The sequence below is a fragment of the Burkholderia sp. AU18528 genome, from assembly GCF_002223215.2.
Classification (GTDB): domain Bacteria; phylum Pseudomonadota; class Gammaproteobacteria; order Burkholderiales; family Burkholderiaceae; genus Burkholderia; species Burkholderia semiarida.
Genome location: NZ_NKFC02000006.1, coordinates 1,055,610 through 1,069,554, shown reverse-complemented (window position 1 = coordinate 1,069,554; position 13,945 = coordinate 1,055,610). Strand labels below are relative to the sequence as shown.

Here is a 13,945-nt window from a genome sequence, read left to right as displayed (position 1 = left end):
CACGAACCGCCGCCGGCGCGCTCGACTTCCGGTATGCTGGCCGAGGCGAAATGACACGAATCGAGGTAACCACTGCGATGGACATCGCGATCCGCATCGAAGGCCGTCACGACCTGACGGGGCAAATCTTCCGGCAACTGCGCACCGCGATCGTCGACGGGCGTCTCGAAGCCGGCGCGCGGCTGCCGTCGACGCGCGACCTCGCGAAACAGCTCGGCGTGTCGCGCAAGACGACGCTCGACGCGTTCGAGCGCCTGGTGGCCGAGGGTTACCTGAATACGCGCGCCGGCGACGGCACGTTCGTTGCGGACGGCCTCGCGCGCGTGCCGCACGCCGCGGCCGCGTCGGCGCCGTCGATCGTCGACGAGATGCCGCGCATCGACGCGGTCGATGCGCGCGCGCTGTGGAACGACCTGCCGGACGCGCTCGCGATGCCCGCGCCGCACGATTCGCCCGGCTTCGACTTTCGCGGCGGCGTGACCGACAAGACGCTGTTCCCGTTCGACGCATGGCGGCGCTGCCTGCATCACGCGCTGCGCCAGCAGGCGCGCGGCCCCGGCCAGTACCACGACCCGGCCGGCGACCCGCAGTTGCGCGGCGCGATCGCGCGCTACGTCGGATTCAGCCGCGCGGTCGCATGCAGCTGGGACGACGTGCTCGTCACGCAAGGCGCGCAACAGGCGCTCGACCTGATCGCGCGCGTGGTCGTGCGGCCGGGCGACGTCGTCGCGGTCGAGGATCCAGGCTATCCGCCCGCGCGCGCCGCGTTCGCGTCGCTCGGTGCGACGGTGACCGGCGTGCCGGTGGACGCGCACGGCCTCGTCACGGAACGGCTGCCGGACGACGCACGGCTCGTCTACGTGACGCCGTCGCACCAGTTCCCGCTCGGCATGCCGATGACGCTCGACCGCCGCGTCGCGCTGCTCGAATGGGCGCAGCGCCGCCGCGCGGTGATCATCGAGGACGACTACGATGGCGAATTCCGCTTCGAAGGCCGCCCGGTCGAATCGCTGAAGAGCCTCGACCGCACGGGCCTCGTCGCGTACGTCGGCACGTTCTCGAAGACGATCTTTCCCGAGCTGCGGATCGGCTACGCGATTCCGCCGCGCGCGCTGCGCGGCGCGCTGGCCAAGGCGAAGCAGATCGTCGACTGGCACACGTGCACGCTGACGCAGGCGGCGCTCGCGCGCTTCATGCACGATGGCGATTTCGCGCGGCACCTGAAACGCGTGCAGAAGCACTACGACGCGCGGCGCAAGGTGCTGATCGCGCACCTGCGCGGCGAACTCGCGCCGTGGTTCGACGCGATCGTGCCGACCGCCGGCATCCATCTCGCCGCGCACCTGAAGCCGGGGCTCGACGAAGCGGCGCTGGTCCGCGCGGCGCGGGCGCAGGACATCGGCCTGTACGGAATCTCCGCGTTCCACGCGGACGTGCCGGTGCGTGCCGGGCTGCTGTTCGGCTATGGCGGGATCGACGCGCTGCGCATCGACACGGCGCTCGCGAAGCTGGCCCGGCTGCTGGAAGCCGGCATCGCAGGCGGGCCGCCACTGGTTACCTGAATTTCCACGGAATTGGCTATTCAAGCAGGCCAGTACGCGTCCTAAAGTGGGTCCTGTCGCGCCACCCCGGCGCTACCCAACCGAAAAGGACCTGCCATGCAACCGCGCCTGAACTTCTATGCCGCCAGCCCGAATGCGATCAAGGTGATGCGCAACGCCGAGGAATTCCTCGCGAAGTGCTCGATCGAGAAGCCGCTCGCCGAACTCGTCCGTCTGCGTGCGTCGCAGATCAACGGCTGCGCGTTCTGCGTCGACATGCATACGAGCGACGCACGCAAGGGCGGCGAAACCGACCGCCGTCTCGCGACCGTCGTCACGTGGCGCGAAACGCCGTTCTTCACCGAGCGCGAACGCGCGGCGCTGGAATGGACCGAGGCGCTGACGCTGGTGGCCGGCAACCACGTGCCCGACGCCGTCTGGGAAGCCGTGAAGCCGCATTTCACCGACGAGGAGCTGTTCGACCTGTCGATGCTGATCGCGACGATCAACTCGTGGAACCGCTTCGCGATCGCGTTCCGCAAGATGCCCGAGTAAGGCGGCGACGATGATCCGCTCCCCGCTCCATCGCATCGCGCCGTACATCGGGCTCGTGCTCGCGGCGGCACTGCCGGCCGCCGCCCACGCGCACGACGCCGGCGACAGCGTGCACGCGATCATGCAGCAGGCCGTGCCCGAAGCGCCCGGCAAGCTCGTCGTCGTCGCGACGGTCGACTATGCGCCCGGTCAGGCGTCCGACGCGCACCGGCATCTCGGCTCGGTGTTCGCGGTCGTGTCGAAAGGCGAAGTGCTGTCGCAGGTGAACGGCGGCCCGCTGCGCCGCTATCGCGCCGGCGATGGCTGGTACGAGCCGCCCGGCTCGCGCCATCAGGTATCGCGCAACGCGAGCGCGACCGAGCCCGCGCAACTCGTCGTGTTCGGGCTGACGGGCGAGCATCAGCCGCTGAAATCGCCGATCGATCAGTGATCCGGAGAATCTGGCGAATCGGGCGAATGCTCGCGACGTAAACGAAAAAACCGGCTCGAAAGCCGGTTTTTTCATACCGCACGCCGTGAGCGGCGCTCGCGCGCCGCGCGACGTTTAGAAGCGGTGGATCATGCCGACGCCAACAGCGATCTGGTTCTGCTTCGAACCTGCCGCCACGCCGTCGCCGATCTGCGTCGTTGCTGCCTGAATGGTGCCAGTCTTGCTCAGCGTATTGCCCGACGCGTGCTGATAAGCCTCGAGTGCGTACAGGCCCGTGCGCTTCGACAGGCTGTAGTACTGCGACAGCGTGACCTGATGGTACTTGGCCGCGCTCGTGATGCCGTTCGACTGCGTCGCCGCCGTGTACGAGTAGCCCACCGCGAAGTCCCACTGAGCCGCTGCCTTCCAGTGCAGCACGGCGCCGGCCGTGTTGAAGATCGCGCTGTTGCGGAACACCGAACCCACGCCCGGCGTGTACTTGACGTTCGTGTACGACGCCGACACATCCCACGCCGGCGTGAACTGGTAACCGGCCGTCACGCCGATGCGCTGCTGCGACTGCGCCGTCTGATAACCGGCATTGAGCGCCGACACCGCCGGCTGGCCGCCGCTCGTGACCGTCGAGTTGTCGCCCCACACGCCGCCGCCGAGCGTCGAGTTGTTGACCTTCTGATAGCCGACCGCGATGCCTGCCGGGCCGTTCAGGTACTGGACCGCCGCGCTCCACGTCGAGCCGCGGTTGACGCTGCCCGGCACGCCGCCGAACGAGTACGAACCGCCGACCGTGAAGCCGTAGAACTTCGGCGACATGTAGACGAGCGAGTTGTTCGCGCGGTAGCTGGTATCCAGCGAGTCGATATCGCCCGGGTGCGCGCCGTATGCGCCCGTCAGCCACGTCGTCGGGCTGTACGGCGACAGCAGCGTGTAGTACGCCGTGTACTGACGGCCGGCCGTCAGCGTACCGTACGCCTGGTTCGTCATACCGACCCATGCCTGGCGGGTGAAGATGCCGCCTGCCCATTGCGACGCGCCGGTCGCCGAGTTCACGCCTGCTTCCAACTGGAAGATCGCCTTCGTGCCGCCGCCGAGATCTTCGCTGCCCTTCAGGCCGAAGCGGCTGCCTGCCCATACGCCGGTGGACATCGATACCTTCGAGTGACCGCCGGTCGTCGCACCCGTCGACGGGGCCGCGTTGTTCTGGTATGCCAGGCCGTTGTCGACGATACCGTACAGGGTCACGCTGCTCTGGGCGTGGGCGGCGGTAGCGGCTGCGAGACCCACTGCCGTCATGGCGAAAGCGACGCGCTTTTTCATTGATTCTCCGTCCTCAAAGAATGTTTCTTTTCTGGTGTGGTTTTGTGACCGACACATGTGCGAGTACATGCCGACGCGATTCTGACGGATTACCAATTGTTTCCCAACATGTGCAGTCGGTCATCGTATGATCGACGCAACGCGGGCGTTCACCAAACGGTTACATAACAGCTCGAAATGCTTGTGCGGCGGGCCTTTCCGGCATTTGCCGGTGAAAACCCTAGCTTTACATTTTTACGGGTGCAACGCGACCGTCCGATGTCGTCAGACGCCTTCGGCAACCAAACATCTTACAAATGCGCGATCGAAGCTGACGCCGCGATTCACGCCGCCGCGCAGGATCGCCGACGTTCGTGACACCCACATTTCGAGACACGAAATCATGAAAACGTTTTTGTCCGTGCACGGGGCACGGGAGATCGGACGGGAACGGCCCGGCGAGCGCGGGCCGGGAGGCGATGCCGGCGCCGGTCGCACCGACGCGCTTCAGTGCTGCGACGCGGGGCGCGCGAGCCGCGCGGTCACGGCGTCGGCGAGCGCGCTCAGGCGCGCGCGGATCGCCGTGTTCGAACCGACCAGCGCGAGCGACGCCGCCATGATCCGGTAGACGCGCTTTCTCGGCACCTTGGCCGGCTGCGCCGGGTCGAGCCACGCAGCGTGGCCGGCCAGCAGTTCGAGCGTTTCGAGGCCGATCATGATCGGCCACAGGCAGGCGAGCCGAAGCCGCACGAAACGGCGCGGGATCGCGAGCGTATACAGGCATGCGTCGCGATACTGGTCGAGCGCGCCGCGCAGCAGGTCGACCAGCACGCCGCGCGCGCGCGCCGACGCATCGGGCTGCATCAGGTCGGCCACGACGAGCCCGTGCGCGCGCAGCACGTCGTCGGGCAGGTAGCAGCGGCCGATGCGCAGGTCCTTCGCGCAATCGCGCAGGATGTTCGTCATCTGCAGCGCCTTGCCGAAACGGATGCCCTTCTCGCGCATGTCCGGCAGATCCCAGCCGCGCGCGGCGCGCGTGTGCGCGCCCGTCATGTCGGTCCAGAATTCGCCGACGCAGCCGGCGACGAGGTACGTGTAGCGGTCGAGTTCGCCGCGCGTGGGCAGCGATGCGACCTGCCCCGACCGCTCGTCCGGAAACGTGCGCAGGTCGAATTCCATCCCCGCGGTGAGCGTCGCGACGACCTTGCGGATCGACGCGCGATCGACCTCCGGCTGCGCGCGCAGCAGCGCGAGCATCGGTTCCATCGAACCGAGCAGCAGGTGTTCGTGCGAATCGGTCTGCATCCGCGTCACGTCCTCGAGCGAACGCGACAGCGCCGCACCGTCGCCGAGACGCTCGATGTCGTCGCGCAGGTCGGTCAGCAGCGCCGCGCGCCGGTCAGGCGCGACGAGCGCCGTGTCGGCGATCGTATCGGCCGCGCGTGCAAGCAGATACGCAAGGCCGACCGGGTCGCGCATGCCGTCGGGCAGCACGCGCAGCGTCAGGTAGAAGGAGCGGGATACGTTCTTCAGCAGGTCGCCGAGCAGATAGGCAGGATCGGTATGGGTCGTCATGAGTCGGGAAAAATCGGCCGGCGCGGGCCCCGGGCGCACACGGGCGCCGGGCGCCCGCGCCGGCCCGCGAGTCGCCGCATCGTCGCGCGCGGCGGGCGTCGGCCCCGGTGCGGCGATGCAAAATTCCCGCAAGTTTAGTGCATCCGGCGCGCGGGTTCGCTGTGACGGCCGGAATGCGATGTGCGCAAGGCTGCCGTCGCTCGCGCTGCCGCGCCCGTCGCCCCTTCAAAACAGAACGGAAAGGTCCAAGTAATACATATGTAATTATTCGATGCGACGATCGCGCACCGTTCGATTCCGTTCTGCCCGGCTTCCCGCCGGGCCGCCGACTCGAGCGCCCTTTCCGACTCCGTTTCGAAGGTTCAACGACATGCTCCTCAAGCGCCCGACCTCCCTGCGCTATGCCCCGTTCGCCTGCGCCGCCGCGCTCCTGCTCGCTGCGTGCGGCGGCGACGACGCCCTGACGCGCGATCCCACGCAGCCGATCTCCGCGAAGGTCCAGGTGGTCGGCCATCGCGGCGCGAGCGCGCTGCGCCCCGAACACACGCTCGCGTCGTATCGCAAGGCGATCGAGGACGGCGCGGACGTGATCGAGCCCGACCTCGTGTCGACGCGCGACGGCGTTCTCGTCGCGCGCCACGAGAACGAGATCTCGGGCACGACGAACGTGTCGACGCTGCCGCAGTTCGCAAGCCGCAAGGCGACCAAGACGATCGACGGCGCGCAGTTGACCGGCTGGTTCACCGAGGATTTCACGCTCGCGGAGCTGAAGACGCTGCGGGCGCGCGAGCGCATTCCGCAGGTGCGCCCCGCGAATACGGCCTACAACGACCAGTTCGAGATTCCGACGTTCGACGAGATCGTCGCGCTCGCGAAGCAGATGTCCGCGCAGACAGGCCGCACGATCCATCTGTACCCGGAAACCAAGCATCCGACCTACTTCCAGTCGATCGGCCTGCCGCTCGAGGATCGCCTCGTCGACGCGCTGCTGAAGGATTCATACACGTCGCGCACGGCGACCGTCTACATCCAGTCGTTCGAAGTCGCGAACCTGAAAGCGATCCGCAACCGGATCAAGTCAAGCCAACCGAACTGGCAGCTCGTGCAGCTGATGGACGAAGCCGGTCAGCGCCCGTACGACTTCGTGAAGGCGAACGACACGCGCACCTACGGCGACCTGTCGACGCGCGACGGCATGCGCGAGATCGCGACCTATGCGAACGGCGTCGGCCCGTACAAGACGTCGATCATCGCGGTCGCCGCGGACGGCACGCTGCAGCAGCCGACGCCGTTCGTGCGCTACGCGCACGAGGCCGGCCTCGTCGTGCATCCGTACACGTTCCGCCCGGAAAACAACTTCCTGCCCGCATCGCTGAAGGACGGCGGCACGCCGGCCACGCGCAACACGGCCGGCTCGGTGCGCGAGATCCAGGCGTACCTGCGCGCGGGCATCGACGGCTTCTTCACCGACGATCCGGCCGTCGGCCGCACGGCCGTCGATACGTTCAAGCGCTGACACGAAGCGCCGACCCGCACGCGACCGGGCGCCGCGCACGAGGTGCCGCGCCCGGTTCCACCGCGTCGGTCAGATCACGTTGAAGTGGTGCGTGCCGTCCCGCTTCAACTGGTCGACCAGCCCGTATTCCCAGTCGAGATACGCCTGCATCGCCGCGGCCGCGTTGTCGGTGCCTTCGTACGGGCGCCGATAGCGGTCGATGCGCGGCGACGCAAGACGGGTCTCGCCGCTCTCCAGCGGCAGCCCGGCGTCGATCCACGCGGCCGTGCCGCCGGTCAGCACGCGGATCTCGGCCGACGCCGGCAGCAGCGCGCGGGCGTCATCCGCCGCGAACCGCGCGAGCAGGCTCGATCCGCACGTGAACACGTAGCGCTTCGCGGGCGGAATCGCGGCCAGCGCGTCGCGCAACTGCGCACGCACGGCAAACCACGCGCCCGGCACATGACGCTTCACGTAGTTCGCGCTGGCCGTCACGTCGACGATCGCGAGCTCGCCGGGCGCGGCCTCCTTCAGCCAGCCGGCGAGCGTCGCGGGCGACACGTCGGCCGCGGGCGGCGTCGCGGGCACGTCGCGCGGCGGCTGGCCGCGCTCGACGAATGCCGCGGCGCCGGCCGGCTCGACCACGCGCACGTCCCAGCCCATCTGAGCGAGCCACGACGCGGTCATGTCCGCGCGCACGCCGTCGTCGTCGGCCAGCACGATCCGCGCGCCGCGCACGGCCGCATGATGGTCGGTCTCCTGCACGAGCTGGCCGCCCGGCGTGCTCAGGAAGCCTGGCAGGTGGCCGGCTTCGTATTCCTCCGGCGTGCGCACGTCGAAGCGGTACAGCGTGCGGCCCGGTTCGGCGAGCGCGGCGACGTCGGCCAGCGCGATGCGCGGCACGCCGGCGCGCTCGGCCACCGCGCGGGCGGCCCGACGCGCTTCGGCGCGCTGCGTCGCATCGATCTCGTCCGGAAAGCGCCGTGCGGCGCCGCGCTCGAGCGTCTGGCCGGCCAGCGTCCAGCCGATCGTGCCGTTGCGCAGCGCGGCGACCGGGTTCGGCAGCCCCGCGTTGACGAGCGACTGCGTGCCGATGATGCTGCGCGTGCGGCCCGCGCAGTTGACGATCACCTGCGTGCGCGGGTCCGGCGCGAGCGCGCGCACGCGCAGCACGAGTTCCGCGCCCGGCACGCTGGTCGACGTCGGGATGTTCATCGTCTGGTATTCGTCGAAGCGGCGCGCGTCGACGATCACGACATCGGCTTTCGCGTCGATCAGCGCCTGCACCTCCTGCGCGGACAGCGACGGCGTATGACGCTCGGCCTCGACCCATTCGCCGAACGACTTGCTCGGCACGTTCACGTCGATGAACAGTTCGCCGCCCGCGGCGACCCAGCCGGCGAGGCCGCCGTCGAGCAGCCGCACGTCGGTGTAGCCGAGCCGCGCGAGCGTCGCGGCCGCGCGCGGCGCGAGATCCTCGCCACCCGCTTCGCCGAACACGACGATCGGCGTGTCGCGGCGCGGAATCCGCGTCCACGCGTCGAGTTCGAGCTTCGACAACGGAAAATTGGCGGCCCACAGCGGATGGCCCTGCGCGTACGGATCTTCCTCGCGTACGTCGATCAGCGCGATCTCGTCGCGGGCAAGCAGGCGCGCGCGTACGTCCTGGTACGACGCGACGGGGAAACGGGAAAGGGAATCTGCGGAGTGCGTCACGATGTCTCTGGGTTGAATACGTTGAAGTCGGTGAAGAAAACGGAACGGCTCGATCGTGGCCCTGCCGCCGCGCGCCCGCCACGGGCCGCGCGAGCGGGCGTTGCGTCAGGCATTCGAATAGCCCGACACGAACGGCTTCACGGTACCGTCGTCCAGGTACACCGCGCGCTCGACCTTGCCGATGTTCGCGCCGTACACGTGGATGCTGATCGATACGCGGTCGGCAAATGCGTTGGTCACGCGGTGAACGTCGCCGATGCGCGGCGACACGGCCTCGACCTCGCCCGGCCGCAACCGCACGGCGTCGCCCGCGGGCACCGGCCTGCCGGCCGCGTCGAACCGGTACGGCTGCGAGAACTCGCCGCCGCGCAGCATCCCGATCAGCCCCCACACCGTGTGATCGTGGATCGGTGTCGCCTGGCCCGGCCCCCACACGAAGCTGACGACCGAGAAGCGCTCGTCCGGGTCCAGATGCAGCAGGTACTGCCGGTAACGCTCGGGATCGGGCTGCGCGAATGCGTCGGGCAACCAGTCGTCGTGCTCGACGAGCGCGGCGAGCAGCGCGCCGCCCTCGTCGAGAATGCGCGCCTCGTTCGCGCCGGACGCGAGCAGCGCATCCAGACCCTCGACGAACGGACGCAGCGGCGTCTGTTGCAACGAAAGCGTACTCATCGGCCGTCTCCTCGAATATGATGCCGAATATGATGGATCGTCATGATGCACCCGAAAGACCATGCAGAACAAACATGAAAATTAGCGATATCGACGCTTTTGCAGCGGTCGTCCGCTGCCAGACCCTGAGCCAGGCCGCGGCCGAGCTCGGGATGACGCAGCCCGCGATCACGCGGCGCGTCCAGAATCTCGAGGAAACGCTCGGCGTGACGCTGCTCGACCGCAACACGAAGCCGCCGCGCCCGACCGACATCGGCCGGCAGGTGTTCGAGCAGTGTCGCGCGATCCTGCGCGAGGTCGACGCGCTGCGCGAACTGACGGCCGGCCAGCAGCCGCCCGCCGGTGAATTCAGGATCGGGCTCACGCAGGGCCTCGGCGAACTGATGCTGCCCGCGCTGATCGCGGATCTCGCCGCGCAGTGGCCCGCGCTCGCGACGCAGGTCACGACCGCATGGGGCGGACTGCTCGTCGACCGCATCGCCCGCCGCGAACTCGATGCGGCGCTGGTCTTCCTCGCGCGCGAGATGGTGCTGCCGGCGCAGGTCGAGGGTGAACGCTTGCTGGCCACGCGGCTCGTCGCGGTCGGCCGCAAGGGCGACTGGCCGCGCCGCAGCTACCGGCTCGCCGATTGCCACGCGCGCGGCTGGGTGCTCAACCCGGACGGCTGCGGCTTTCGTGCGGGCCTGCGGCGGGCGCTCGACGCGCAGGGCCTGCCGATGCCGGTCACGCTCGATGCGTACGGCCGCGACCTGCAACTGCAGAGCGTCGCCAACGGCTTCGGCCTCGGGCTGATGCCGCTGCCGCTCGTCGAAGGCAGCCCGCTGCGCGACGCGCTCGATATCGTGCCGCTCGCCGATTTCAAGCCGCAGATCGATCTGTGGCTGCTGCGCCGGCACGATGCCGCGCGCCTCGACGCGCCGCTCGCGGCCGTCGCCGCGCATGCGCGCACGGCGTTCGCGCTGCCCGAGCAATCGCACGACAAGGCCGCGTAACGTAGCCTCGGTGGCCGCGGTAGCCTCGGTAGCCGCGCGGCGCCTGCGTCGCGCCGCGCCGTTGCCGTGCGCGGCAACCTGACCCGGCTCACGCATCGCGTCGACCGCGTTCGATCCCGTTGCGTGACGTCCCGTCCGCCCCTGCATTCGTCTGCCCGCGCGTCGCCGCGTCGAGCACCGCCCGCCCCGCCGCCACCGCGATCGCATCGTCCTGCGGTGTATGCACGCGGCTGCACAGCACGTCGCGATAGTGGCGCTCGAGCGGATTGCCGCGGCTCAGCCCGTGATTGCCCGACAACTTCAGCGCTTGCTCGACCGTCCGGATCGCGTGCTCGGTCACGGTGCGCTTGACGAGGCCGCTGGTCGTCACCGACGGCGCGTTGCCGGCGTCGGTGCGCGCGATGTGATCGTCGAGCAGCACACGGTTCGCGTGCAGCCAGCCTTCGATTTCGCCGACCGCCTCCTGCACGCGCGGCAGCGTCGCGAGCGGGGCGCCGAGCCCGCTCGGCGCACGCGTCGTCGCGAATTCGACGAGCCAGTCGCGCGACGCACGCGCCACCGCGTCGTACAGGCTGCCGAGCAGCACGACCATCCACGCCTGCTGGTCCGCCTGCGCGTCGGCATCCGCATGAGTGGCGGCCGATACGGCCCATGCGTCCGGCGCGCGCACGTCGACTGCATGGTCGGCCGGCAGCGGCACGTCGTCGAACACGACTTCGTGGCTGCCGGACGCACGCAGGCCGAGGTGATTCCAGCTTTCGATCACGCGGATGCGATCGCCGTCCACCGCGGGGTCGCGCGGCACGAGAAACACGCCGACGCGCGGCGCCGGTTCGTCGGTGCGCGCCCACACGGCCAGCCAGCGCAGCGCCGGAATCCCGGTGCTGTAGAGCTTGTGGCCCGACAGCCGCCAGCCGTCGCCATCGCGGCGCGCGAGGGTCGCCGGCAGCCCGCCGCGCGACGGCGAGCCGAGCGCCGGCTCGACGCGCAGCGCGTTGATCAGCGCGCCGTGCGCGACCGCGCTGTCGAACACCGCGCGCCGCGCCTGCGCGGGCCAGCGGTTGTCGGCGCGGCCGAGCGCGCGGTGCTGCAGATACGTCATCGTCAGCACCAGCGCGGTTGCCGGATCGGCCCGCGCGACGGCCGCGACGATCCGGCTCGCCCGCGCCAGCGTCGCCCCGGCGCCGCCATGCTCGCGCGGCACGACCTGCGCGATCAGCCCGGCACGATGCAGTCGCGCGAAGTTCTCGTGCGGAAAGCGGCCGTCGACGTCGTTGCGGGCCGCATCGGCGGCGAGTTCGGGGGCGAGACGCTCGAGCAGCGCGGCAAGGCGCGCGTCGTCCGTCTCGTCGATGGCGTCGGCGTGGGCGGGCTTGGCGGCGTCCGCGGGCAGCAGGCGCAGCGAGGGTTGCGGTGGCGGCGAGGAAACGGCAAGGCTGGCGGACATCGAAACGGATTCCCTGGGTAGGTCGAACACGGCGGCGGAACGACGAAAACGGCGGGCGAAAACAGCAGGCGAAAACAGCGCCGACGCGCGCCCGATCATTCACGAGCCCACAGCGTATGCGCAACGCATACGGCCCCAAACCATGCAAATCTGATATTCAAATCGGGATTGATTATTTCCATTCCGCATGATCCCCGCGTTAACCTGCGCTCCATTCCTGCCCGGCCGTGCGCCGGGACATCCCTGCACCGGAGACCCAGATGAGCGTCGAATTCATCGGCATGATCCAGAGCCAGAAGCAGTCGGAAATCCACCCGGCGTCCGGCCCGGTGGTCGATCCCGACTATGTGCGCGACTTTGCCCGCGCCCACGAAACGGCCGGTTTCGACCGGATTCTCGTGCCGCATCACTCGACCGGCCCGTCGGCGACGCTGACGATCGCGTTCGCGGCGGCCGCGACCGAGCGCATCCATTTCATGCTCGCGCATCGCCCCGGCTTCACCGCGCCGACGCTCGCCGCGCGGCAGATCGCGACGCTCGACCAGTTCAGCCGCGGCCGGCTCGCCGTGCACTTCATCTCCGGCGGCTCGGACAGCGAGCAGCAGCGCGACGGCGATTTCCTCGATCACGACGCGCGCTATGCACGCACCGACGAATACCTCGGCATCCTGCGGCGAATCTGGACGGAAGCGCAGCCGTTCGATCACGACGGCGCGCATTACCGGTTCAAGCAGGGTTTCTCGGAAGTGAAGCCGTTCCAGCAGCCGCACGTGCCGATCTACTTCGGCGGCGCGTCGGAAGCCGCGCTCGCGGTGGCCGGCAAGCACGCGGACGTGTACGCGCTGTGGGGCGAATCGCTCGACCAGGTGCGCGACCTGACGACGCGCGTGCGCGCCGAAGCCGCGAAACACGGCCGCCAGGTGCGCTTCTCCGTATCCTTCCGCCCGATCCTCGCGGCGACCGAGGACGAAGCGTGGGCGCGTGCGCACCGCATCCTCGACGAAACGCGCCGGCTGCGCGAAGCGGCCGGGCTCGGCGCCGGCGGCCCGCAGCAGAGCGAAGGCGCACGCCGCCTGCTCGCCGCGGCCGAGCGCGGCTCACGCGTCGACAAGCGGCTGTGGACCGAGATCGCGAAGCTCACCGGCGCGCGCTCGAATTCGACGGCGCTCGTCGGCACGCCCGAACAGGTCGCCGACGCGCTGCTCGACTATTACGACCTCGGCGTGACGACGTTCCTGATCCGCGGCTTCGATCCGCTGGAAGACGCGATCGACTACGGCCGCGAACTGATTCCGCGTGTGCGCGGCGCCGTCGCCGCACGCGACGCGGCACGCCGCGCCGCCTGAGCCAACGGAGCCATACGCGATCATGTCCGCCGTCCTGTCCTCGCCCCACCGTACCGCATCGGGCCTCGTGCTCGCCGACACCCCGCGCCAGCACTTCTGGTTCGATCCGCCCGCGCCGCGCCTCGACGTCGCCGCCGAGCGTCGCCACCGGCAGGAGCGGCTCGCGGCCGCGTTCCGCCTGTTCGCGCGCTTCGGCTTCGCGGCGGGCCTCGCGGGCCACATCACCGCGCGCGATCCGGAGCTGCCCGATCATTTCTGGGTGAACCCGCTCGGCGTGCATTTCTCGCAGATCAAGGTCTCCGACCTGCTGCTCGTCAACGCACGCGGCGAAACCGCGATCGGCCAGCGGCCGCTGAACAAGGCCGCGTTCGCGATCCATGCGGCGATCCACGAAGCCCATCCGCATGTGGTCGCCGCCGCGCACACGCATTCGACCTACGGCAAGGCATGGTCGACGCTCGGCCGCCCGCTCGATCCGCTCACGCAGGACGCGTGCGTGTTCTATGAAGACCACGCGCTGTTCGACGATTTCACGGGGATGGTCGTCGACACCAGCGAAGGCGCGCGGATCGCCGAAGCGCTCGCGAAGCCGGACGGCGCCACGCACAAGGGCGTGATCCTGAAGAACCACGGGATCCTGACGGCCGGCCCGACGGTCGAGGCCGCCGCGTGGTGGTACATCGCGCTCGACAACGTCGCGCACACGCAATTGCTGGCCGAAGCGGCCGGCACGCCGCGGCCGATCGATCACGCCACCGCGCGCCATACGCACGGCCAGATCGGCGGCCCCGACGGCGCGCTGCATGCGTTCGACAGCCTGTTCGCACGCGTCGTCGCCGACGAACCCGACCTGCTCGATTAGGGCCTGTTCACGCCAATAACG

Annotated in this window: 12 protein-coding genes; 7 read left to right on the top strand and 5 right to left on the bottom strand. The window is 69.4% G+C overall.

Annotated elements, in window-relative coordinates:
* Nucleotides 1-77 precede the first annotated feature (77 nt).
* From CFB52_RS21685 to CFB52_RS21675, 3 genes are all read left to right on the top strand, one after another.
* The gene (locus CFB52_RS21685; protein ID WP_060011342.1) at nt 78-1,562 is read left to right on the top strand and encodes a PLP-dependent aminotransferase family protein; all 1,485 of its coding nucleotides are present in this window, start codon (nt 78-80) and stop codon (nt 1,560-1,562) included.
* A gap of 96 nt (nt 1,563-1,658) precedes the next feature.
* Nucleotides 1,659-2,096 (top strand): carboxymuconolactone decarboxylase family protein, encoded by a 438-nt coding sequence (locus CFB52_RS21680; RefSeq protein WP_059574538.1) that lies wholly within the window; start codon nt 1,659-1,661, stop codon nt 2,094-2,096.
* 10 nt (nt 2,097-2,106) lie between these two features.
* On the top strand, nt 2,107-2,526 hold the full coding sequence (locus CFB52_RS21675; RefSeq protein ID WP_099317395.1) for a cupin domain-containing protein: 420 nt from the start codon (nt 2,107-2,109) through the stop codon (nt 2,524-2,526).
* 114 nt (nt 2,527-2,640) lie between these two features.
* Here the strand turns inward: CFB52_RS21675 and CFB52_RS21670 are convergent, their stop codons facing one another.
* Together CFB52_RS21670 and CFB52_RS21665 are read right to left on the bottom strand one after the other, a co-directional pair.
* Complete coding sequence (locus tag CFB52_RS21670) at nt 2,641-3,840, bottom strand: porin (protein WP_059574542.1); 1,200 nt, start codon at nt 3,838-3,840, stop codon at nt 2,641-2,643.
* Between the two features lie 486 nt (nt 3,841-4,326).
* A complete protein-coding gene (locus CFB52_RS21665) occupies nt 4,327-5,394 on the bottom strand; it encodes a phytoene/squalene synthase family protein (protein ID WP_099317394.1) in 1,068 nt (355 codons plus the stop codon).
* A gap of 370 nt (nt 5,395-5,764) precedes the next feature.
* Here CFB52_RS21665 and CFB52_RS21660 point away from each other — a divergent pair, with 370 nt between their 5' ends.
* The gene (locus CFB52_RS21660) at nt 5,765-6,910 is read left to right on the top strand and encodes a glycerophosphodiester phosphodiesterase (RefSeq protein ID WP_099317393.1); all 1,146 of its coding nucleotides are present in this window, start codon (nt 5,765-5,767) and stop codon (nt 6,908-6,910) included.
* Between the two features lie 69 nt (nt 6,911-6,979).
* Here the strand turns inward: CFB52_RS21660 and CFB52_RS21655 are convergent, their stop codons facing one another.
* Nucleotides 6,980-8,605, bottom strand: a complete 1,626-nt coding sequence (locus CFB52_RS21655; protein WP_099317392.1) for a rhodanese-related sulfurtransferase — start codon at nt 8,603-8,605, stop codon at nt 6,980-6,982.
* Nucleotides 8,606-8,710: 105 nt separating this feature from the next.
* Nucleotides 8,711-9,277 carry a cysteine dioxygenase gene (locus CFB52_RS21650; protein WP_099317391.1) on the bottom strand — a complete coding sequence of 189 codons (567 nt, stop codon included), beginning with the start codon at nt 9,275-9,277 and terminating at the stop codon, nt 8,711-8,713.
* Between the two features lie 17 nt (nt 9,278-9,294).
* Here CFB52_RS21650 and CFB52_RS21645 point away from each other — a divergent pair, with 17 nt between their 5' ends.
* A complete protein-coding gene (locus CFB52_RS21645) occupies nt 9,295-10,269 on the top strand; it encodes a LysR family transcriptional regulator (RefSeq protein ID WP_179231774.1) in 975 nt (324 codons plus the stop codon).
* A gap of 88 nt (nt 10,270-10,357) precedes the next feature.
* On the opposite strand, the gene CFB52_RS21640 is transcribed toward CFB52_RS21645, so the two are convergent.
* Nucleotides 10,358-11,716: an acyl-CoA dehydrogenase family protein gene (locus CFB52_RS21640; RefSeq protein WP_099317390.1), complete on the bottom strand. Its 1,359-nt coding sequence runs from the start codon at nt 11,714-11,716 to the stop codon at nt 10,358-10,360.
* Between the two features lie 260 nt (nt 11,717-11,976).
* Here CFB52_RS21640 and CFB52_RS21635 point away from each other — a divergent pair, with 260 nt between their 5' ends.
* Both CFB52_RS21635 and CFB52_RS21630 read left to right on the top strand, forming a co-directional pair.
* Complete coding sequence (locus CFB52_RS21635) at nt 11,977-13,062, top strand: LLM class flavin-dependent oxidoreductase (protein ID WP_060011329.1); 1,086 nt, start codon at nt 11,977-11,979, stop codon at nt 13,060-13,062.
* Between the two features lie 22 nt (nt 13,063-13,084).
* Nucleotides 13,085-13,924 carry a class II aldolase/adducin family protein gene (locus tag CFB52_RS21630; RefSeq protein WP_099317903.1) on the top strand — a complete coding sequence of 280 codons (840 nt, stop codon included), beginning with the start codon at nt 13,085-13,087 and terminating at the stop codon, nt 13,922-13,924.
* Nucleotides 13,925-13,945 lie beyond the last annotated feature (21 nt).